General features: G+C 59.5%; 21 protein-coding genes and 1 other RNA gene. 11 read left to right on the top strand and 11 right to left on the bottom strand.

The genetic code is table 11. The annotated features are described in order from the left end of the window. Positions 1-249: 249 nt before the first annotated feature. Positions 250-1893 carry a serine/threonine-protein kinase gene (locus ACVWZJ_RS09615; protein WP_011434075.1) on the top strand — a complete coding sequence of 548 codons (1644 nt, stop codon included), beginning with the start codon at positions 250-252 and terminating at the stop codon, positions 1891-1893. 97 nt (positions 1894-1990) lie between these two features. On the opposite strand, the gene ACVWZJ_RS09620 is transcribed toward ACVWZJ_RS09615, so the two are convergent. From ACVWZJ_RS09620 to ACVWZJ_RS09630, 3 genes are all read right to left on the bottom strand, one after another. Continuing rightward, positions 1991-2590 (bottom strand): superoxide dismutase, encoded by a 600-nt coding sequence (locus tag ACVWZJ_RS09620; RefSeq protein WP_011434074.1) that lies wholly within the window; start codon positions 2588-2590, stop codon positions 1991-1993. A gap of 263 nt (positions 2591-2853) precedes the next feature. Next, positions 2854-3213 (bottom strand): hypothetical protein, encoded by a 360-nt coding sequence (locus ACVWZJ_RS09625; RefSeq protein WP_414380928.1) that lies wholly within the window; start codon positions 3211-3213, stop codon positions 2854-2856. Next, positions 3210-5198, bottom strand: a complete 1989-nt coding sequence (locus ACVWZJ_RS09630) for a transglycosylase domain-containing protein (RefSeq protein ID WP_457395923.1) — start codon at positions 5196-5198, stop codon at positions 3210-3212. The genes ACVWZJ_RS09625 and ACVWZJ_RS09630 overlap by 4 nt, the downstream gene beginning before the upstream one ends. 210 nt (positions 5199-5408) lie before the next feature. On the opposite strand from ACVWZJ_RS09630, the gene tyrS reads away from it, so the two are divergent. Further along, positions 5409-6650, top strand: a complete 1242-nt coding sequence (gene tyrS / locus ACVWZJ_RS09635) for a tyrosine--tRNA ligase (protein WP_457395924.1) — start codon at positions 5409-5411, stop codon at positions 6648-6650. Between the two features lie 39 nt (positions 6651-6689). Here tyrS and ACVWZJ_RS09640 read toward each other — a convergent pair whose 3' ends face one another. After that, the gene (locus ACVWZJ_RS09640; protein ID WP_414330718.1) at positions 6690-7400 is read right to left on the bottom strand and encodes a hypothetical protein; all 711 of its coding nucleotides are present in this window, start codon (positions 7398-7400) and stop codon (positions 6690-6692) included. A gap of 447 nt (positions 7401-7847) precedes the next feature. Here ACVWZJ_RS09640 and ACVWZJ_RS09645 point away from each other — a divergent pair, with 447 nt between their 5' ends. The 4 genes from ACVWZJ_RS09645 to ACVWZJ_RS09660 all read left to right on the top strand — a co-directional run bounded on the left by ACVWZJ_RS09645 (position 7848) and on the right by ACVWZJ_RS09660 (position 11132). Continuing rightward, the gene (locus tag ACVWZJ_RS09645; protein WP_457395925.1) at positions 7848-8906 is read left to right on the top strand and encodes a vWA domain-containing protein; all 1059 of its coding nucleotides are present in this window, start codon (positions 7848-7850) and stop codon (positions 8904-8906) included. 155 nt (positions 8907-9061) lie between these two features. Further along, a complete protein-coding gene (locus ACVWZJ_RS09650) occupies positions 9062-9250 on the top strand; it encodes a hypothetical protein (RefSeq protein WP_457395926.1) in 189 nt (62 codons plus the stop codon). A gap of 20 nt (positions 9251-9270) precedes the next feature. Continuing rightward, positions 9271-9825: a hypothetical protein gene (locus ACVWZJ_RS09655; RefSeq protein WP_457395927.1), complete on the top strand. Its 555-nt coding sequence runs from the start codon at positions 9271-9273 to the stop codon at positions 9823-9825. A gap of 200 nt (positions 9826-10025) precedes the next feature. Then, complete coding sequence (locus ACVWZJ_RS09660) at positions 10026-11132, top strand: peptidylprolyl isomerase (protein ID WP_457395928.1); 1107 nt, start codon at positions 10026-10028, stop codon at positions 11130-11132. Here ACVWZJ_RS09660 and ACVWZJ_RS09665 read toward each other — a convergent pair. From ACVWZJ_RS09665 to ACVWZJ_RS09675, 3 genes are all read right to left on the bottom strand, one after another. Next, positions 11129-12160, bottom strand: a complete 1032-nt coding sequence (locus ACVWZJ_RS09665) for a succinate dehydrogenase/fumarate reductase iron-sulfur subunit (RefSeq protein WP_457395938.1) — start codon at positions 12158-12160, stop codon at positions 11129-11131. The genes ACVWZJ_RS09660 and ACVWZJ_RS09665 overlap by 4 nt on opposite strands. Before the next feature lie 86 nt (positions 12161-12246). Then, positions 12247-13014 (bottom strand): MlaE family lipid ABC transporter permease subunit, encoded by a 768-nt coding sequence (locus ACVWZJ_RS09670; protein WP_457395929.1) that lies wholly within the window; start codon positions 13012-13014, stop codon positions 12247-12249. Between the two features lie 10 nt (positions 13015-13024). Then, positions 13025-13687, bottom strand: coding sequence for a GerMN domain-containing protein (locus tag ACVWZJ_RS09675; protein WP_414407184.1), 663 nt, complete (start codon positions 13685-13687; stop codon positions 13025-13027). A gap of 189 nt (positions 13688-13876) precedes the next feature. On the opposite strand from ACVWZJ_RS09675, the gene atpD reads away from it, so the two are divergent. Further along, the gene (gene atpD, locus ACVWZJ_RS09680) at positions 13877-15310 is read left to right on the top strand and encodes a F0F1 ATP synthase subunit beta (RefSeq protein ID WP_414407185.1); all 1434 of its coding nucleotides are present in this window, start codon (positions 13877-13879) and stop codon (positions 15308-15310) included. Between the two features lie 160 nt (positions 15311-15470). On the opposite strand, the gene rppA is transcribed toward atpD, so the two are convergent. Then, positions 15471-16172, bottom strand: a complete 702-nt coding sequence (gene rppA, locus ACVWZJ_RS09685) for a two-component system response regulator RppA (protein WP_457395930.1) — start codon at positions 16170-16172, stop codon at positions 15471-15473. Positions 16173-16200: 28 nt separating this feature from the next. Then, complete coding sequence (gene rsmI, locus ACVWZJ_RS09690) at positions 16201-17190, bottom strand: 16S rRNA (cytidine(1402)-2'-O)-methyltransferase (protein WP_414331459.1); 990 nt, start codon at positions 17188-17190, stop codon at positions 16201-16203. 206 nt (positions 17191-17396) lie between these two features. Between rsmI and ACVWZJ_RS09695 the strand changes: the two genes are divergently transcribed. The 3 genes from ACVWZJ_RS09695 to ACVWZJ_RS09705 all read left to right on the top strand — a co-directional run bounded on the left by ACVWZJ_RS09695 (position 17397) and on the right by ACVWZJ_RS09705 (position 19425). Beyond that, positions 17397-17852: an Rrf2 family transcriptional regulator gene (locus tag ACVWZJ_RS09695; protein WP_414407776.1), complete on the top strand. Its 456-nt coding sequence runs from the start codon at positions 17397-17399 to the stop codon at positions 17850-17852. 61 nt (positions 17853-17913) lie between these two features. Beyond that, positions 17914-18906 (top strand): adenosylcobinamide-phosphate synthase CbiB, encoded by a 993-nt coding sequence (gene cbiB, locus ACVWZJ_RS09700; RefSeq protein WP_457395939.1) that lies wholly within the window; start codon positions 17914-17916, stop codon positions 18904-18906. Between the two features lie 324 nt (positions 18907-19230). After that, entirely contained in the window at positions 19231-19425 is a 195-nt protein-coding gene (locus ACVWZJ_RS09705; RefSeq protein ID WP_071818172.1) for an IS630 transposase-related protein, read from the top strand. A 65-nt stretch (positions 19426-19490) separates the two neighbouring features. Here the strand turns inward: ACVWZJ_RS09705 and ssrS are convergent. Continuing rightward, positions 19491-19677, bottom strand: a non-coding RNA gene (gene ssrS / locus ACVWZJ_RS09710) — 6S RNA. Between the two features lie 86 nt (positions 19678-19763). On the opposite strand from ssrS, the gene ACVWZJ_RS09715 reads away from it, so the two are divergent. Further along, positions 19764-20288 carry a YIP1 family protein gene (locus ACVWZJ_RS09715; RefSeq protein WP_041436767.1) on the top strand — a complete coding sequence of 175 codons (525 nt, stop codon included), beginning with the start codon at positions 19764-19766 and terminating at the stop codon, positions 20286-20288. Positions 20289-20518: 230 nt separating this feature from the next. Here the strand turns inward: ACVWZJ_RS09715 and ACVWZJ_RS09720 are convergent, their stop codons facing one another. After that, positions 20519-20746: an indolepyruvate ferredoxin oxidoreductase subunit alpha gene (locus tag ACVWZJ_RS09720; protein WP_011434056.1), complete on the bottom strand. Its 228-nt coding sequence runs from the start codon at positions 20744-20746 to the stop codon at positions 20519-20521. Positions 20747-20860 lie beyond the last annotated feature (114 nt).

The following is a 20860-nucleotide window of genomic DNA, read 5'->3' on the forward strand; positions in this document are numbered from 1 at the left end:
GACAGCTAATGAACAGACCCGGCAAAGCGCCCGCATGAGTCTATCAGATCCCTCCAGATCCAAGTAGCTCTCGATGCCCCACAGACTTTGTCCGGCCTTCAATTACTGGCAGGGCGTTTAATAAGTACTTAAAAGCACATCAAATACATTGGGAATGAAGACTGCTGGGCAGGGATGGCCGGAGAAAGGCAAGAGAAACTCCCGAGAAACACGCATTAGAATCAGAGGGTACATGCTCCTAGGCTGCCTATGCACCAGCTTGCTCCTGGAAAAGTAATCGGCCAGCGCTATCAACTGGTTCACAGCATTGCAGCAGGTGGCATGGGGCGGGTGTTCAAGGCTGTCGATACGCGCCTGTTCAACCGTCCGGTGGCGGTCAAGCTGTTGCACCAAAACTTAGCAGGCGATGACAACACCCGACGCCAGTTGCACAAACGTTTTCAGCAGGAAATTCGCATCAGCACGCTGCTGGGGGAGCACCCTGCCATTGTCAAGGTATTGGACTATGGCCTAGAGAACGACCAACCTTACCTGGTGATGGAATACCTGACGGGGCGCAGTTTGGGGGAGCTGATGCTCAAGCAGCCGGTGCTGCCGCCTCAACAGGTGGTGAGGATTGCCCGCCAAGTGTGTGCCGGTCTCTATTACGCCCACAACCTAGAGACCGAGCAGGATGGCCATCTCATCAAGGGGGTGATCCATCGCGACATCAAACCCAGCAACCTCTTCGTCCTGAAAGATGAAACCCTGGGGGAAACCGTCAAAATCTTGGATTTCGGCATTGCTAAGCTGCTCAGCGAGGTTTCCCTTGCCCTTGGCACCCAGACCACCGGCTTTTTGGGTACGGTGCGCTACGCCTCTCCCGAACAGGTGCGCGGGGAAGCCCTGGATGCCCGCTCGGATATCTACTCGTTTGGCGTGGTGCTCTACCGCATGTTGACCGGGCAACAACCTCTGCGACCCAAGAGCGATTCTTTCCCCGGCTGGTACGAGGCCCACAATTACCAACAGCCTCAGCCCTTCGATCGCTCGAATTTGCCCTATGAGATTCCGCTGGAGCTGGAACAGGTGGTGCTCTCCTGTCTGGCCAAAGATCCCGACCAGCGGCCCCAAGATATGAAGGTTCTCAGCGCCCAATTGGAGGGATCCCTGCACTCCCAGAGCGCTGCCAGCTCTTCCCTCGCGCCCCCCCCAACCGCACCCATCTTCTCCGAGCGCACCCTGGCGGCGGTGGATGCAGGGCAGTCGGGCACACACCTGCTCAGTACCCAGGCAGAGCCCGAGGCCAAGCCGTTTCCCCTCTGGGCTGGGATAGCCCTTTTTGTTGTCATTGCGGGGAGCACCTTCTGGGGCCTGCGTCTGCTGTTGGATCCGGGCCCAGGCAGCGAAAGACCGCCTGCTGCCCCCGAACGCCCCCTTCCAGTCGGCGGTGCAGAGCACCCTGAGCGGGATCCCTCAGCCACTCCTGAACCCCTGCTGGACTGGCTGCCGCGGGATCCGGAGGGCAAACCGGTGTTTGAGGATGATCCCGCCCCAGATCTGGGAATCGGTGAGTCCGCAAGCGAGCCCACACCCAGGCCAGCGGCAACTCCAGAGGCAGTGTCCTCTACCCCTCAGCCCCCTGCTCCAACTCAGCAGGTGTCACCTCCTCCTCCAGCCCCTGCTGTGCCTCCACCCCGACCGGTTGCAGTGCCCACACCCCCTGCTCCACCTTCTCCAGCCCCTGTCCCAGCCAAACCTCTCCCGCCGCAGCCCATCAATCAACCTTTGTTTCCCCAAGTGAACCGGGTTGCTCCAACTTCTGCTCCCCTTGCAGCCCCTCCAACCCAACCTCCCACCCCTGGCTTTCTGGAGCGATTGCGCGAGGAGCGAGAACGCTTGGGGAAAGACTAGGCGCAAAAAAGGGATCCCCAAGGATCCCTTCGCAAACAGAGACATAGGGCTAGTCTTCGATGGGATCCCCCGTCAAGGGATCCCAGAACAGGTGGAGTCAGGCGGCAGCCAGCCGGGCATTGGCGGCATCCCAGTTCACCAAGTGCTCCAGGTAGGCATTGATGAAGTCAGGCCGCCGGTTTTGGTAATCCAGGTAGTAGGCGTGCTCCCACACATCCAAGGTGAGCAGGGGCGTTTGACCGTGAACCAGCGGATTTTCGGCATTGGGGGTTTTGGTAACCTTCAGCGTGCCATCCTCCAGCACCAGCCAAGCCCAACCACTGCCAAACTGGGTGGCAGCCGCCGTCTTGAAAGCCTCGACAAACTTGTCGTAGCTGCCGAAATCGGCGTTGATCTTGTCGGCGATAGGCCCGGTAGGCGCACCTCCCCCGCCCGGCTTCATGGATTCCCAGAAAAAGGTGTGGTTCCAAACTTGGGCGGCATTGTTGAAGATACCCACTTTGTCAGGATCCCCAAAGGTGGCTTTGATGATCTCCTCCAGAGACTTGTTGGCCAGATCGGTGCCCTCGATGAGCTTGTTCAGGTTGGCTACGTAGGCCGCGTGGTGCTTGCCGTGGTGGAAGGAAAACGTTTCTGCCGACATGTAGGGCTTCAGCGCGTCGGCAGGATAGGGCAGAGCCGGGAGTTCAAAAGCCATAATCGTCTGTCCTCTGTGTCTTGTGCAAGGAATGCAAGAAAGAACGCGGTGAAGGGTCAGGAGAACCAGAAAAAGGCGTTACCTTTCTTTGCAGTTTTAGTGTAACTCAGAATCAGTACGCGCTGGGATCCCTTGGACACCTCGATTCCGGTTGGAACCCTGCTCGACCCCAGAGAGGTGGAATCGCGGCTGTCTCAGCGCAATTGCCGATAACCACTTGTTGGCCAGCGGTTGGAAAAGCGAGATGTCCCAGCTACAGAGGGCTAACGGGATCCCTCCCGCAACAGCTCGATCAGCAGGGGAGCGACATCCCTGAGCAGGGGGATCAAAACCGCCGTGATGGCGGCAATGGTAACCACATTGCGGGTGAAGTTGAGGGTATCGCGGCTGAGCTGGAAAAACCGCTCGTCCCACCGTTTGACCTCGGCCTCGAGGCGCTCCTCGGCTCTGGCAATGCGCTCCTCGGCTCTGGCAATGCGCTCCTCGGCCCTGGCAATGCGCTCCTCGGTGCCGGCAATGGTTTGCAGCACCTCTTGGTTCTGTCGGGTCAGTTGGGCGATGGCCTGGGCATTGGCCTCCACCGTGCGCTCGATACGCGCCAGCCGCTCCTCGCTGTAGCTCATGGTCGGGGAGGGGGAAATTGATGCGGGCTGGGGAAGTCCTGAGGTGGGATCCCTTGCAGAGCCTCAGTCATAAAGCGCTTCCAGGTGGGGGCAACAAAGGCCCCGCCGGCGGTGCCGGGCAGCATGGGGGAGTTGTTGTCGTTGCCAATCCAAATGGCGGTAGACAGTTGCGGCACATAGCCGATGAACCAAGCGTCGCGGAAATCAGAGGTGGTGCCGGTTTTGCCGGCTACAGGTCGCCCATCGTCCAGACGAGCTGCCCTCCCGGTGCCTTGGGTCACCACCCCTTTGAGGATTTGGTTGAGCGTAGCCACCGCCCAGGGATCCAAAACCCGCTGCGGCTGGGGCCTGGTCTCGAAGAGGATTTGGCCGTTGCGATCCACCACCTGGGCCAAGAGGGTCGGCTCCACCCGATATCCGCCATTGGCAAAGACCGCATAGCTGGCCGCCATCTCCAGGGGGCTGACGCTGGCCGAGCCCAGAGCTGTAGCCAAGTTGGGAAACATCTCGGCACTGATGCCGGTGGCCTGAGCCGCTGCGATGACGTTGCGGATCCCAACATCATCGGCCAACTTGACCGTGGGCACGTTGCGGGAGAGCTCCAAAGCCCGAGCAAAGGTGAGGGAGCCATAGAAGGTGTTGTCGTAGTTTTTCGGGCTGTAGGGTGGCGAGCCGGGATAGGTGACGGGGGTATCTTCCAAGATGCTGCCGGGTGAATAGCGCCCGCTGGCCAGAGCCGCGTAGTACACATAGGGCTTAAAGGTGGATCCCGTTTGGCGAAACGCCTGGGTGGCGCGGTTAAATTGGCCCCGCTGAGCGTTGATCCCGCCCACAATGGCCTTCACATAGCCGGTACGGGGATCCACTGCCGCCAAAGCCATTTGATCGGCACGACGAGCTGCCCCAATGCGGGGGCCATCTTCATTGACAATGCGCTGGGCAAGGCGCTGCAGACGCAGATCGATGGTGGACTGAACCCGCAGACCTCCTTGCATTAGAGCTTGTTCCCCATAGCGGCGCCGCAGCTCCGCCTCAATGGCGTCGGTAACTGCTGGGGCGTTACTTTGAAAGGAGGTAATGCGGCCTAAGGTCAGCTTTTGCTCCCGCGCCGCCTGGGCTTCCTCGGGGGTAATCCACTTCAGCTCCACCAGACGATCCAGCACTAGGTGTTGCCGCCGTTTGGCTCCCTCCAGGTTGCGAAAGGGGCTGAGGGTTTCCGGGGCCGGCAGGATCCCAGCCAACATCGCCGCTTCAGCCAAGTTCAGTTCAGACGCATCCTTGTTGAAGTAGCTGCGGGCCGCCGCCTGGATGCCGTAGAGATTGTGCCCCCAGTACACCTGGTTGAGGTACATCTCCAGGATCTCGTCTTTGCTGAAGACCTGTTCTAGGCGCACCGCCAACACGATCTCGGCGACTTTACGGCTGAGGGTACGCTCCGGCCTCAAAAACAGGTTCTTGACCAACTGCATTGTCAGGGTGGATCCCCCCCCCGCCGAGCCTATACCCCCCTCCACACTGCCTAGGATCGCCCGGCCCAAGCTGACCGGATTAATGCCTGGATGGGTGTAAAAGTGGCTGTCTTCAATGGCCAGCAAGGCCTTTTTCATCTCCGGCGAGACCTGTTCAAGGGAGATCACTTCCCGGTTGGCCTCCCCGTGTAGGCTGGCAATGGGCTCGCCCCGAATATCGACAATGTGGGTGGTGGCAATGGGCACGTAATCCCGCAATTGATGCACGTCCGGCAAGTTGCGGAAGCTAATGGCCAACCCCACCAATCCGGCAGCCGTTGCCGTGGATCCCAAGAGCAGGGATCCCAGCAACAGATTGCCCACCACACCGGCAACCTGGGCAATCCGGGAGGGGCGGGTGGGTGGGGTATAGTCGGCATGCTCGTCAAACCCCGATCCGGAAAAAGGGGAATTGGAGACACGCTCCAACCCCGGCTTTCTCGCCCGGCGGGCCAATGGTCTGCGACCGTAGGTCACGTCAAAAACCCTGTCACGTCCGTGTTGCAAAGCAACAACAAGCCAGACCCATTATAGGGCGGCGTCTATTGGGGCAGCAGGATGGCCAACCTCACCCATCGACAACTCCAACCGGGCTAGGTGGAGCGAGTTGAGAGCCGACCATCTTTTGCGTGGGCTTAATTTGCGTGGGCTTAAAATGGCTCATGGGTTCAGCCGGAGGAGCAGGATTTGAGTTTATCGTCAGCCTCAGTTTCGCCAGCGTACCGGGATCCGTTGATAGCCCAAATTGTTGAGCGGGGGGTGGCCGAGATCTTTCCGGGAGGGCCTGCTGCCCTGGCGGAGTGCCTGGCCACAACAAATCGTCCCTTGCGGGTGAAGCTGGGCATCGATCCCACCCGACCGGATCTACACCTGGGCCATTCAGTGGTGTTGCGCAAGTTGCGCCAGTTTCAGGATGCGGGCCATGTGGCCATTTTGCTCATCGGGGACTTCACGGCGCTGGTCGGGGATCCCACCGGCCAATCGGAGGCCCGTCCCCGCCTCACCCCGGCAGAAGTGGAGGAAAACGCCCGCACCTATCTGGAGCAAGCCGGCAAGATTTTGGATTTTGAGACCCCCGGTCGGCTGGAGGTGCGCCGCAACAGCGAGTGGCTGGCCCGCCTGACTCTCAGTGAGCTGATCGAACTCCAGGCCCAGATGACGGTGGGGCAGATGTTGGCCAAGGAAGACTTTGCCCAGCGCTACCGCTCGGGAACGCCCATCTACTTGCACGAATTTCTCTACCCTCTCCTGCAAGGCTACGACTCGGTGGCTCTGGCAGCCGACGTAGAACTGGGGGGAAACGACCAGCGCTTTAACCTGCTCACCGGTCGGGATCTGCAAATCTGGAAGGGCCAAACGCCGCAGTTCTGCGTGACGGTGCCGCTTTTGGAGGGGCTGGACGGGTACCAGAAAATGTCCAAGTCCAAAAACAACTACGTGGGGCTGACTGAGGATCCCCTCACCATGTACTCCAAGCTGGAGAAGGTGCCGGATCACCTGGTGGAGCGCTACTTTGAGTTGCTCACCTCAGTGCCCCTTGCCGAGCTGCCGCAGGATCCCCGCCAGCGGCAGATCCTCCTAGCCAAGACCCTAGTGGCCCAGTTTCACTCCCCTGCAGCGGCAGAAGAGGCCCAGCGCACTGCCCAAGCCCTGGTGCTAGACGGTATTCTTGCCGAAACGGGATCCATCCCCACCTTTGCCATCGATGGGTTGTCTTACCCTGTTAAACTCAGCTACATCCTGCGTGAGTGTGGCCTGTGCAAGAGTGCCGCCGAGGCCCGTCGGCAGATTCAAGGGGGCGCCGTGCGGCTGGATGGGCAAAAGGTGGAGGATCCCGACCTGGAGTTTGCCCATGCCTCGGAGCTGGCGGGGCGGATTTTGCAGGTGGGCAAAAAGGCCTTTCGTCGGCTAGTGAAAGGCGCAGATTAGTCTTCCCCTCTCCCTGTGGGAAAGGGGTGAGGGGATCCATCAACGGGCAGGCTTGAAGCCGAGTCCGGTTTTTTTCTGCCTGGTCTTGGCTGGGGGATCGGACAGAGGAGAAGCTGACGAAGTTGGCGGGAAAACGGGCTCCGGTTTGGGCCGGATCGAGCCCGCCTCGGCTACTGCCTCAGAGAGCTTTTGCCGCACCAGCTCCTGAGTCTCCAAAATGTTGGGATCCGCCGCCCATTCCGGGGCCTCTCGAACGGGATCATCCTCGGAGGTGAACTCCAGGTCGTAGGTCTCGGCGCGGTAATCGAGGCTGAAGCATTCCCAAGCCCGCAGACTGTAAAAATAGGGGAACAAACGCACAATGCGCTCAATATCCAGGTGCGCAGCAAAGCGACGAAAAGCCTCTTCTTCAGACACCGGAAAAGGGGCGTAGTGTTCTGAAACAAACCACCGCAAGAACTTCCGCGCCTCTGGGATGATCTGCTGGGCGGGCAGGGATCCCAGCACCGCTGCGTTGAAGCAGTTGACCAACAGGTGCTCCAGCATTACCGCGTTGTACTCGGCAAAGCAAGTTTGCTCGCGGCTTTCCACCGGCTGCCAGGGCATGTTGCCGTTGGCGGCAATGAGCAGGTGAACCAGGTCATGGGAGGGGTTGGTTTGGATGTAGCCGTGCCCCTCCAACTTGGCGCCATCACAGCTAAAGAGCTGGTGTTGGGGGCTCCAATAGAACTTGAGTTGCTTTGCCGCCATGTTCAGTTCTCCTCCTCACCCAGGGGATCCTTTTAGAGCTTACACCTGCACTGATGAGCTGCTATGAACTATAGGCCACGGAGGAGAGCGCCGGCTTATTTGACAATTGGTCAGCGAGAACGCTTGCCACAAGTGGCAAAACAAAGGGGTCTTTATCTCGAAGCAATTCTCCGAGCAGACAGGCTTTAGCCGCCCTACTAGGCTCAAAGCTGAGACCCGCTGTGCTCGCATTGTGAAAAAAGATGAACTCGAGATCCTCTAACTGCAGTAAAAATCTCTACGCCTACACCAAGCGCTACAGTAGCTTTCGGAATTACTGGGTGGTATTGTAACTCCGTACTTTCATGCCACCCCACTATGCTTGCACTGGCAGCTGCAATGACTGTAAAAATACAGCCCGGTCAAGTAAAAAGCCAAAAAGCTGGTTGGCTGCTTCTCCTGGTGCTCGTGGGAAGCTGCCTTGCCGGCTGTGGCTCTTCCGGCGGTACAGGCATTGATCCGTCGGCTGTGGGATCCCAAGCTCGCCTGACGTTCAATGGGGCTCTGACCCGCTCCTTTTCTGGCACACAAGGGGAAATGGAGTTCAACATCGCCCTCCTGCAAGGCGGGGATCCACCCCAACCAATAACCCAGCTCTCTGCCAGTCAGGTCAGCCTGCAGGTAAACCGGGTAACCGACTTGCTAGGGATCCCGCAGCCGGTAACCTTGACCCTGACACCCACCCGGATCGAGAACCCCCCGCCGGATCTGCCTCAGCGGCCTTTGCTCATGGCTGTGCTGATGGATGGCTCAGGCAGCCTGTTGGTTTTGGATCCCCAATCTCGGCGCTTCCTGGCTGTTTTTCGGCTCCTGGATCAATTTCGCCCTGCACCCCTGGATCTGGGCGCCATTCTGCGCTTTGACAACCGGGGGGCAGGTTTTGGCCTTACAGCTTTGGGGCAGCCTCTGCGCACGGCTCAGCTATTGCAGGACTTCACCGGCGATAGAGAGCTGCTGAGACGAGGCGTTTTGCGCGCTGTTCCCGGAGGGAACACCGCCCTTTACGATGCCACGGTAGAAGCGGGGCGTTTCTTAAGCGACTTTCGGCCCACCGAGCGTTTCAACCGCCGTTTGGTGGTGTTTACCGATGGTATCGACAACGAAAGCACCCGCTCCATCAACCAAGCTACTCAGGAGCTGACAACTTTGGCCAGAGAGCGAGGACAGAAACTCACCGTGTATGTGGTTGGGTTGGGGGTCGATTTGAATCTTCTGGAGTTACAGCGCCTGGCTGCAGCTACTGAGGGGACTTTTGTGCTGGCACGGTTTTCTGAAGGGCTGGAAGCTCCCTTTGCCAACTTATTCCCTGCTGCTATTGGGGAGCACCGCCTGCAGGTGAGGGTGCAAAGCAATGTTCCGCTATCTGCTGGTTCTTATCTTCTCAGTGGCGAGCTGAGAGTTGAGAGAGAAGGCAGCCGTTTTGTGGCGCCATTCAGCGACGCTGTTCTCACGGTGGGATCCCGCTAGAGTCATTCCGCAGGCTGACAACATCCCTAATCGAGAGCGAGGCGATAAGCAAATGTTTCGACGACTCGGTATACCCAGAAGATTTTGGCAACCGGCTGCGCTTGTCCTGGCGGCAGTGCTTACAGGTTCCCTAACGGTTTTCCTGAAAGGTTGCGGTGGCACCTCCAGCAGCCCCTCGACCGTGGGGTCGCCGCCAAGGGATCCCGGCTCCGGCTTTGCCTCTGCCATTTTGGGGTTGGTGGTGGATCCCTTTGCTCAGCTTTGCCCGCCAGGCTCAACAGCCGCCCTTTGTTCGGGAGGGCCGCTCTTTTCAAGAGGCAATAAGGTTGAGTTGTTCAACCTAAGCTCAAGAGGGGACATTTTGTTGCCTGCCTTGTCAACCACTGCCTTGGAGGGCAACTTGCGGTTCACCATTCCCTTTTCCGGATCGATTATTCAACCGCCGGGGAAGTTGGTATCGGTTCAGTCCAACCTATTGGGCCAAGGGCGTCAGTCCGGCCAGTCTATACCCCTGCGGGGATTTATTTTCAGCGCAGCCGTGGATGTTTCCCCTTGGAGCGAAGCCCTTTATCGCATCTTGCTGCGGGAGCGGGATAGAGTACCTTTCTCCAACTTAGCTCCCCCCGAAGTTAGGGATCTGGAGAATATTCTGTTTGTCAGCGTACCTCTTTCCAGAACAGCGCGAAACTTGGAGGAGATCATCACTGACATCATTCGACAAGCGGATCAACTTAGTTTTAATCAGCTCCGCTTTGTGGAGGATCTTATTCGCGTTTGCTATGCCCCAGAAGGCGATCAATCGGATCAACCCTGCCGCCTCCGCATTCCGGTGCCCCTACCTCCTGCACCGACGGACTTTCCGACACCTCGACCCACTCCTGCCTCTACCCCGACACTAACACCGACGCCAACCAACTAGGTAGGAGAGCCGTGTAGCCATGCCCTTGGAGAAGTTGGTCCCGCTATTGCGGTCGCAAAAGCGTCGTGTAGCGATGACGGCTTTCCCCCAGGTGGAGTGAGCCAGTCGTGGAGATATCTATCGAGGTTTGACAGCGCTTGCCGCCTGTGACGGTGGGATGTCAGGCTGAGACAGGAGTGGTTTTGCAGTCGGTAGGAACCATGACGCAGCGTGCCCAAGGATTTTGGCAATGGGGATCCCTTTGCCGGATTGGCCTCTACGTAGCTGCTCTGCTCTGCGGGGTGGCGCTCTGGGGGATCCCGGCCTTGGCTCTGCCCCAGGGGGATGCCATTACCGATCCACGTACCCTCTTGCGGCGGGCGCTACCCATCTCAGAAACGAAGCTGCTGGAAATTGATGAGGCCATCTCCAAAATCGACGCCGACCTGAAGTACAACCGCTGGTCGGCAGTGCGGGGAGATGTGCGCCAGGTAGAGCACCTCTTGGATCGCTATGGAGATTCCCTGCTGGCCGGCTTGCCCCCGGATCGGGTGACCCCAGCCTCTGAACAGATGGCTGCGCTGCGGGAGCAGTTGCGGGTGATCGGCCAAGCCAGCGAGCGCAAATCCAAGGGTAAAGAAGAGGCCCGCGCTGCCTACGACCGCCTGCTGGACAGCCTGGGATCCCTGGAAAACAACTGGGTGGGGGCTTTCCCCTACACAGTGCCTGCTGAGTATGCCGACAAACCTCAGCTCTTGGGGCGGGCAGAGGTGGAGCTAAACACCACCGCTGGGCGCATGGTGATCACCTTAGATGGCTACAGCGCCCCCATCACTGCCGGCAACTTTGCCGACCTGGTGCAGCGGGGCTTCTACGATGGCCTGACCTTTGACCGGGTGGAGACCTTCTTCCTGGCGCAGGCCGGGGATCCCCCTGGCCCTGCCGATGGCTATGTGGATCCGGCCACGGGCAAGGTTCGCACCATCCCCATGGAGATTCGCGCCAAAGGCGAGGTGATGCCCCGCTACGGCCAGACTTTTGATCAGATGGGCCTGTGGGATGTGGAACCGGCTCTGCCCTTTTCCGCCGAAGGGACGGTGGCCATGGCCCGCTATCCCGACGATCCCAACAGCGCCTCTTCTCAGTTCTTCATCTTTATGGCTGAGCCGGATCTCACCCCGGCGGGGTTAAACCTCATGGATGGCCGCTATGCCGTGTTCGGGTACGTTACAGAGGGAACGGAGGTGCTGCGCCACATCAAAGTGGGGGATCGGATTTTGAGTGCCAGATTGATTTCCGGCCAAGACAACCTCAAAACTGGAGCCTAGAGGGGATCCCTTCCTTCCTGCCTAACTGTGTCGATAAGCCGCCGTACCGTCGCCGCCCCTGAAGAGGGCTGGAAGCGAAAGGGAAATTTGCCCCTGACCAACAGGCGCAGCCCCAGAGGCACCAAGCTGAGCAGCCCTTTGGGATCCCGGCCCACCACCTGCAGGGCAAAGCGGCGCTCATCTATCCAACCACCGGAGCGCACCAGTTGCACCAGAGTCTTGCGGTGGCGGATGGCTATGGGCAAGGACTCGGTCCGAATAGCGCGAACAGCGTGCTGGCGGGAACGGTCGGTGGGCAGAGCAGCGCTCTTGTCTACAGGGCGGGAGAGGATCCCCTGTTTGAGTTCGGTGATTTGATCCAGAGGTGCCACGCCCATCGGGCAGACGCTGTTGCAGTTCCAGCAGCGGGTACAGCCCCAGACACCAGCCAAGCTATCCAGAGCCTGCAGGCGTTGTTCCCGTTGGCTGTCGCGGCTGTCTTGGACGAGGCGGTTGGCTCTGGCCAGAGCATGGGGGCCGACAAACTCTGGGTTCACCTCTTTGGCATTGCAATCGGAATAGCAGGCTCCGCAGAGAATACAGCCACCGGCAGCGTTGAGATGCTCCCGTTCGGCAGGCAGCTGTAAAAACTCTCGCTCCGGGATGCGTCGCCCCGCCGTGCTGACAAAGGGATCCACCCGGCTGAGATCGTTCCAGAAGGGCTGCATATCCACCACCAGATCCCGCAGAACGGGCAGGTTTCCCAGAGGGCCGATGCGAATAGGCTGCGGCTGGGGGCTGCGGGGATCCAGCTCTTCGCCCACATGTCGGCCACAAGCCAAGGCTGCCCTACCGTTGATGCGCATGGCGCAACTGCCACAGATGGTGTTGCGGCAGTTTTTGCGGAAGGCCAAGCTGCCATCCTGCTCCCACTTGATCTGGTTGAGGCAATCGAGAATGGTGGCGCCAGGGGATGTCTCCAGCCAGAAGGACTGCCAGCGGGGCGGCTCCGGCGGCAACTGTCGGAAAATCTGAAATTCTACTCGCAAAGTGCTCTGCACCGCTGAAGGGAAAGGGGATCCCATCCTAGCTCTCTCCCTATTGCTCCGCAACGCTAACGGGACAGCAGAAGTGGCTACAACGCGCGGCTGAGGGCGCTCCCCGGCCCCTGAAACAACAGCCAAGAAATAAGGAAGTTGGTGACAAACACGCCCAGCAGCGCCGTAACCACTGCATCGGTGGTGGAGCGACCCACCCCCTTGGCTCCCCCGCTGGTGGAAAGGCCCCAGTTGGAGCCGACAATGGCGATCAAAGACCCGAACACCATCGCCTTCAAACAACAGACGAGCAAATCCCAGGAGCTCAGAAGGGTTTGCGCCGAGTTGAGAAACACTGCAGGAGAGATGTTGTAGGCCGAAGCGCAGATGATCATCCCCCCCACCAGCCCCGTCAGCAGGGAGAGGATGGTGAGCACCGGCAGCATCAGCCCCGCAGCCAGCACCCGCGGGATCACCAGATAATCCACCGGATCGGTGCGTAACAACAGCAGAGCGTCGATCTGCTCCGTGACCTTCATGGTGCCCAGCTCGGCGGCAAAGGCGGATCCCACCCGTCCGGCCAAGATCACCGCCGTCACCACCGGTGTCAGCTCGCGGGCAAGGGCAATCGCCAAAACTCCCCCAATTAGGGAGGAAGCGCCAAAGTTGATGAACTCCCGCGCCAACTGGATGGTGAAAACACCGCTGATCACCACCGCCGTAATCAAAACAATCAGCAGCGACTCCAGACCCACCGCCGCCAACTGATCCAGGGTGTTGCGGCGATGGATACGGCCCCGCATCAGATGCAAAATCACCTGGCCGGCCAGGAGAAAACTGCTGCCCACCCGCTGCAACCAGCTCATGGTTTCCGTCTCAAGAAGCCGTTATCGCTAGGCGACGCTTTGGCGACCCCGTTAGCGGGGCGGAATCCTTCGGGGTTGCCGGCTCCGCTGGCAGCTGAAAGCTGGGCACAAACGAGGCCCGTGTCAGGGGTTGATCCAGGATCAGCCCCTCGCCCCCCAGCACTTCTAGGGCACGGCCTTCCACCGAGATCCAAACCCGGGCGCCGGGGTTTTGGCTGGTGGCCGTGTAGAGCACCTGCGCAATCCGGCTCATCATCGCCGTGGATCCCCCCCCTTGCGTGAATTCGGGGGAGAAGTTGAGGAAAATATCGTCGCCCTCCACCCGCACATCCAACACCCGCGTCTGGGGGGGAATGGCCGTGGTGAGGTGGGGATCCCGGGGGCCGGCAATCAGCTCCTCCAAGGCCAGGCGGATGGCTTCTTGAGTGTCAAAGGCGCGAACCCTGCGCTCCTGCTGCACGTAGTCAATAGAGTTGTCAGCACTGGTCAGCCAATACAGGGAAAGGGTTTGCCGGGGCCCGATGCTGTACCACCAAGCTCCCCCCATCACCCCTAACCCCAGCAAGAAGCCAAGGATCCCCAGTTGTAGGGCCCGGCCGCGACGTGGGCAGCGACGCCGTCCTCCCAACCTAACGGAGCTGAGCTGTGCAATACGGCCTCCGTAGTGGCTCATCGCTGGCAACCCCCTGTCTTACCTAGCTCTAGGGTAGCGAAGAAAAGCCCACTCTGCCGGGGATCCCCCATAGGCTGGACAGGCAAAAGTGCGGCAGCAACTGGGATCCCTTTGTTTGTATGATGATAATGATTTACACCCGGCATTGCTGAGTCGATAACTGAGCACACAAGGAGCTGAGCCTCAATCATGGTTACTGCCACCGCTACTGCCACCAATGTTGGCTACATCACTCAGGTCATTGGGCCTGTGATCGACGCCGAATTTCCCAGCGGCAAGCTGCCCGAAATCTACAATGCCCTCAAGGTGGAGGGCACAACCGAAAGCGGCCTGAAGGTTAACGTCACCTTTGAGGTGCAGCAGCTTTTGGGGGATAACCGCGTGCGTGCGGTGGCCATGTCCTCGACCGACGGCCTGGTGCGGGGCATGCCGGTGGTGGATACGGGCGCTCCGATTACTGTGCCGGTCGGGCAGCCCACCCTGGGGCGCATTTTCAATGTGCTGGGAGAGCCGGTTGACCAAGGAGAGCCCGTTCAAGCCCAAGAATTTGCCCCCATCCACCGCAGTGCGCCTCCACTTGTCGATTTGACGATTAAGCCAGAGCCCTTTGAAACCGGCATCAAGGTGATTGACCTGCTGGCCCCCTTCAAAAAGGGGGGCAAGGTGGGCCTGTTTGGCGGTGCCGGCGTCGGCAAGACAGTGCTCATCCAGGAGCTGATCCACAACATCGCTGAGGAGCACTCTGGCCTATCGGTGTTTGCGGGCGTGGGAGAGCGCACCCGCGAGGGCAATGACCTCTACAACGAGATGAAAGAATCCGGTGTGCTGGACAAAGTGGCGCTGGTCTATGGCCAGATGAACGAGCCACCGGGTGCCCGCATGCGGGTTGGCCTGACTGCCCTGACCATGGCAGAGTACTTCCGCGACGTTAACAAGCAGGACGTGCTGCTGTTCATCGACAATATCTTCCGCTTTGTGCAGGCCGGGTCGGAAGTGTCGGCGCTGTTGGGCCGCATGCCCTCGGCGGTGGGTTACCAGCCCACCTTGGCTACCGAAATGGGCAACCTGCAAGAGCGCATCACCTCTACCAAACAGGGATCCATCACCTCGGTGCAGGCGGTGTATGTGCCTGCTGACGACTTGACGGATCCGGCCCCAGCAACTACTTTTGCCCACCTTGACTCGACGGTGGTATTGTCCCGCAGCTTGGCAGCCAAGGGTATCTATCCGGCGGTGGATCCCCTGGATTCCTCTTCCACCATCCTGCAGGCGGACATTGTGGGCGAAGAGCACTACAACACTGCCCGGGCGGTGAAGCAAACTCTGCAGCGCTACAAAGAGCTGCAAGATATCATCGCCATCCTGGGGCTGGACGAGCTGTCGGAAGAGGACAAGCTGGTGGTGGCCCGTGCCCGCCGCATCGAGCGTTTCCTGTCCCAGCCGTTCTTCGTGGCGGAGGTGTTCACCGGCTCCCCCGGCAAGTATGTGAAATTGGCAGACACCATCAAGGGCTTCCAGCGCATTTTGTCGGGAGAACTCGACGATCTGCCGGAGCAAGCCTTCTACTTGGTAGGCACCATCGAAGAGGCCATCGAGAAAGCGGAGAAGCTCAAGTCCAAGTGAGCCCCAAGCGCTCCTGCCCCTCTCCTCTTGGGAGAGGGGAGCTGTGAATCCCAGCAAGCTGTTGGGAAGGGCCCCGTTGGGTCGCTTGCTTGGGGTTTGCTGCTGTTCGGGACAGCTACAGCTTGCGGGACTGTAGGATGGGCCTCTTCTGGGCCTCTTCCTAGGGATTCTCGGCAACAGGCCCAAAGCGATAGCCCTTGCCGTAGACGGCGTGGATCAATTCTGCTGCTCCGGGCAACCTGAGGCGGCGCCGCAGCAGGCGCACCTGAGCTGCCAAGACATTGCTGCTGGGGGGATCCTCTCCGGCCCACACCTGCTCGTAGATCTGGTCGTGGGTGAGCAACTGGCCGGGGTGGGTCATGAAGTACTCCAGCAGGCGAAACTCTTTTTGGGAGAGGTGGATCATCCGCCCCTGCCGGTAGGCCACCTGGTTCTCCCGATCCAGCTCCAAATCCCCGACCTGCAGGCGAGGGATCCCTTCTCCAGGGCCGGTGGCCCGCCGCAAGAGGGCTCGCACCCGCGCCAGCAGTTCCCGCAGCTCAAACGGCTTCACCAAGTAATCATCTGCCCCGGCATCCAGCCCTTCCACCCGGTCGTCTAGGGTATCTTTGGCCGTCAGAAACAGGATAGGGGTGGTGCAATCCACCTGCCGTACCCGCTGGCAGAGGGAAAGCCCAGAGAGCTCCGGCAACATCCAATCCAAGACCAGCAGATCGTAGGGCAGAGCGGGGGACTTTTGCAGCAGCTCCCAGGCCCGCCCTCCTGTGTAGGCGACGTCCACCGTGTAGCCCTCTCGCCTCAATTGCTGGGCCAGAGAATCGGCCAACTCCACTTCATCGTCCACCAACAAAATCCGTGCCATAGGACTCCGTCCCGCTAACGCGAACACCTCAGGACTCGGTCTCGCTGTTGTCTTGGAAACAATGTGGAGCGCTGACGTACTCAGAAAAGGACTCCGTCCCGCCAGAACTGGAGAGCGGCTCAAGCTGCAAGGATAGATCGTAAAGGCGGCGCCGCGTCCAGATGGGGGATCCCTGCAGACGCTGGGCCAACCGGCGGCTGGCTGCAGACCGGGACAGGCCTTCGGCCAGCAATCGGGCCATTTCTTGACGAATTTCCGCTTCCGATTCACTGTCTCCCCGCCCATTCAAGGACTCCGTCCCGCCTCTGGCAGGGTTAGGGCTGGGAACGGCACCCACATATCCCTCAAGCAAGAGGGTGAACTCCCCCCGCGGCGGCTGGGCGGCGCAGTGCTCCAGAGCTGCTGCCAGGGATCCCCGCCAGAAGGACTCATACAGCTTGGTCAGCTCCCGCGCCAGCACGATCTGCCGCTCTGGGCCGCAGTGATCCAGCAGATCCTGCAGAGTTTGGCGCAGGCGATGGGGGGCTTCATAGAGAACGACGGTGCGCTCTTCTTGGGCCAACTGTTGCAGGCGGGCCTGTCGCTGACTGGGTTTAAGCGGCAAAAATCCCTCGAACACGAATCGTCCTGTAGGCAGGCCCGAAGCGGTCAAGGCGGCAACAGCAGCTACCGGCCCCGGCACAGGGATCACCGGGATCCCAGCTTGAATGCAGGCACGCACCAGCTCTTCTCCCGGATCGGAAATGGCGGGGGTGCCGGCATCGCTGATCAGGGCCACCGACTGGCCCGCCGACAGATACTTCAGGAGTTGCGGGATCCGTTGGGCAGCGTTGTGCTCGTGATAGCTGATGAGGCGGGCGGAGATTTGAAAATGTTTAAGAAGCTGGCCGGAGTGGCGAGTATCTTCTGCCGCCACCCAGTCCACTTCCCGCAAAACCCGCAGCGCCCGCAGGGTGATGTCTTCGCGGTTGCCGATGGGGGTAGCCACCAAATAAAGGCTGGCGGTGGGGTGTTCCATCCCGAGCTCCAAGGCTGAGCTGCCGATAACCAGACAATAGCCAATTAGAGCAATTAGAGATCGCCTCGGATCCCCAGATTAACCTCTCTTGGCCGGTGCCCCGATACCCAAGCATCTGCCTTTCGCGGTAGCGGGACGGAGTCCTTTCGCGTCAGCGGGACGGAGTCCTATGGCAGGATCGAGAAGTGCTGCGGAGAGGGATCCCGGTGCGCTTGACAACGCGGGCCACCTATAGCATCAAAGCTTTGTTGGATCTGGCGATGCTCGGCTCCGGGCAAATGGCTTCGGTGCGGGCCATTGCTCAGCGACAGGGGATCCCAGCTCCCTACCTGGAAAAGTTGCTGATTGAGTTGCGCCAGGCCGGCTTGGTTTGTTCCCAACGGGGGGCCCAGGGAGGCTACCGGTTGGCACGGGCGCCGCGGCGGATCCCGATTAGCGCCATTTTGGCGGCAGTGGGAGAATCCTTGGATCCTCTCATGGACAGTTCTAATCCTTCAGCCGTGCATCCGGCGGAGCGGCTGGACTGGGTGACGGAAGCCCTGTGGCAGCGGATCGCTCGACGGGTGCAGCAGGTGTTGGAGGAAACCACTCTGGAAGATCTGTATTTTGATGCCCGGAGCTGGCAAGCGGCTCAGGATCAGGAGAGTGGATTTGTGGTTTGATCGCGTTAGCGGGACGGAGTCCTTTCGCGTTAGTGGGACGGAGCCCTTTCCCGGCGGCTGGCTGTTTTTTCCGGCCCAACCGACTGCCGGGCTGGTGCTGGCGGCAGCTTTGGTATTGGATTACCTGCTGGCGGATCCCTGGGGTTGGCCTCATCCGGTGCGGGTGATGGGGGCTGTTATTGCCTGGGGGCAAGGCTATATCCTCAAGCACTGCTCAACTCCGCGAGCACAACAGTGGGGCGGGGCAGTTCTCACCCTAACTTTGGTGGGGGGATCCTACGGCATAGGCTGGGGGCTGGTCGCCATCGGCAATGCCATCCATCCCTGGGCAGGGATCCTCATGCAGGTAACCCTCATGGCCAGTTGTCTGGGAGGGCGCAGCCTGCGCTTTGCTGCGTTGGAGGTGTTGGATCCCTTGGAAAAAGAGGATCTGCCGGAGGCCCGTCAACGTCTCAGCCGCTACGTGGGGCGGGATACAGAGCACCTGACGGAGCCGGAGATTTTGCGGGCGGTGATTGAGACGGTGGCCGAAAATACCCCCGACGGAGCAACTGCCCCTCTGTTCTACGCCTTCTTGGGAGGGGCGCCCTTGGCCCTAGCCTACAAGGCCAGCAGCACGCTGGATTCGATGGTGGGCTACCGCCACCCCCCTTTCACCCATTTGGGCACGGTGCCGGCCCGCTGTGAGGATGGGCTGACTTGGCTGCCCTGCCGCCTGACGGTGCTCACGCTGGCGCTGCTCAGCCGGGATCCTTGGGGGTTCTGGCAGCGGTGTCGTCAGGACGCGCAAGCGGATCCCAGCCCCAATTCCGGGTGGAGCGAAGCGGCTTTTGCCTGGCGGCTGCAGATCCAATTGGGGGGAACCAATTTCTATCAGGGGATCCCGAAGGTGAAACCCAAATTGGGGATCCCAGCTCGCCCCTTGACCCCGCAAGTGGTGCGGGAAAGCTTGGGACTGCTGCGACAGGTTGTATGGATTTGGGGGAGTTTGATGGTGGGAGCAACTCTCCTGTTGACCGTTCTGCAACTCATGGTCGTTTATTTCACCCCCTAGGATGAACTAAACAACCGGTTGCTTCCTGCTTCTACGACCCTTACCTAGCTGAGCTTTTGACTCAACCCCGGCAGAGGAATCTCCACAGGCGCAACTTCCCCCAGAACTTGAGGTAGAGTTAGCAAAGCTAACTAGATCGGCGGCAACAAAAACCGTAGCTGCTGTCAACCTGCCGTGAACCTAGAACCGCTGAAATAAACGATGATAAAAACAGCAGCTGCTACAGATATCAAGCACAGGGCGGTGGGGCATCCCGTCCTTTTCGCGTCAGCGGGACGGAGTCCTTGAAGCTCGCACTCTCTCGCTTTAGCGGCGCGGAGCGCTTTGCGTCAGCATGAGTGCGGGAGTTATGTCACTTGTGCAACCGTTTATCGCTGGCTGAGCCGAGCAGACCTCACGACAACAAAAGTCAAGACCCGCAAGCGAAAGACAGACTTGGCTGCCCTGCAGCAAGACGTAGACCAGTGCCCAGAAGCTCGACTAAAGGATGGAGCCCAGCGCCAGAGCAATACCCATTAACTGCAGCATTGACAATATCCGACAATATCCAAACAACAAAAAGGCCCCCTTTCGAGGGCTTTTTTGAGGATACTGTTGCGCCGTTTTACCGTGGTTTTCGACCTGGAAAATCCAGTATAGGATACCGGGGATGATTGTCGATAGTTTCCAAATCAAGTTTGGCCTACTGCTCTCACATCCACTTCCCATCCTAATTGTCGAAGGGTATAGATCGCAAAAACATAACGGCAGTCACCAACGCCGCAGAATCCTCTCCCAATCATACCCCATTTTTGGGGTGTGCCCGTCAAGTGCTCACCAAGGGCTAGGATAAAAGACAGCTTGACGGGTTGCTGGCCATGCTTGGTTCCTGGTTAGACAACATCTACGGCGCTTGGTTTCTGCCGGAGCGCACCTTTCGGGCGTTGCGGGAACAGCCTGTTCTCTGGCAAGCCTTTGGGGTGGTGGGGCTGCTCAACGTCCTGGATGCGATTCGCCGCTCTGGGGTAAGCCTGCCGAGCATGGTGCTGGCGGTGCTGATGGGATCCCTGGGCTGGGTGGGTTTGGCGGCTGTGTTGCAATTGCTGGCCTTTTGTTTGGGTCGGGCTGTCCCTTCCTTTTCAGCGCTGCTGTGCTTGACGGGGTTTGCCGGTTTGCCGTGGCTGCTGCTGGGGCCTGCTCAATCGTTGGGTGGGGTGGTGGGATCCCTGCTGGGCTTGTCAGCTCTGCTGTGGTTTGTGGTTTGGCAGGTGCGGGCAGTAGCTGTAGCGCTGGATTTGGAGTGGTGGCGGCTGCTGGGCCTGATCCCATTGGCTTTCCTGGGGGGGATCTTGGCCCTGAGCTGGCTGACCAGCAGCGTCGTTGCTTTGGCTTCCTTGGGCTAAAGCTTATAGTTGTTTCAGGTTAAGGTGAAACGCCTAGGCTACTGATCGCGCCAGCGGGACGGAGTCCTTGAAAAGCCTTCCGGTTCTGCGTATTGTTGCTCCGCAACGCTGACACGACGACGCGAAGACGCGACTAACGTTCTAGGTGTGGGTGCAGCGTCCTGGTTGGAATTGAAATGATTGTAATTCTCGTTGAATCCCGGCGTGTGGCCAGGGATGCTTCCCTGGAATTAGCGGGGCACTCGCTGCAGATGCGGCTTTTCCTCCGGCAGAATAGCGCCTTCTACGGGGCAAACCTGTAAACAGATGCCACAGTCGATGCAGGTGGAAAACTCAATCCAAAAGTAGTCGGTGCCTTTGGCATTTTTGGTATCGCCGGGGTGGATGCAGGCAACAGGGCAAGCCTCTACACAGTCGGCCACACCTTCACAGATATCGGTGACAATTGTATGCGGCATGGATCCCTCCCAATGATTGCTCTAAGTCAAATTCTAAGTGCAGTTGCCACAAGGTCAGCCTTGACGTCGCCTGCGCTTCCTATGCTTTTGACTTTTTGATTGAGATGCGCGACA

The sequence above is a fragment of the Thermostichus sp. OS-CIW-29 genome (genome assembly GCF_054058195.1).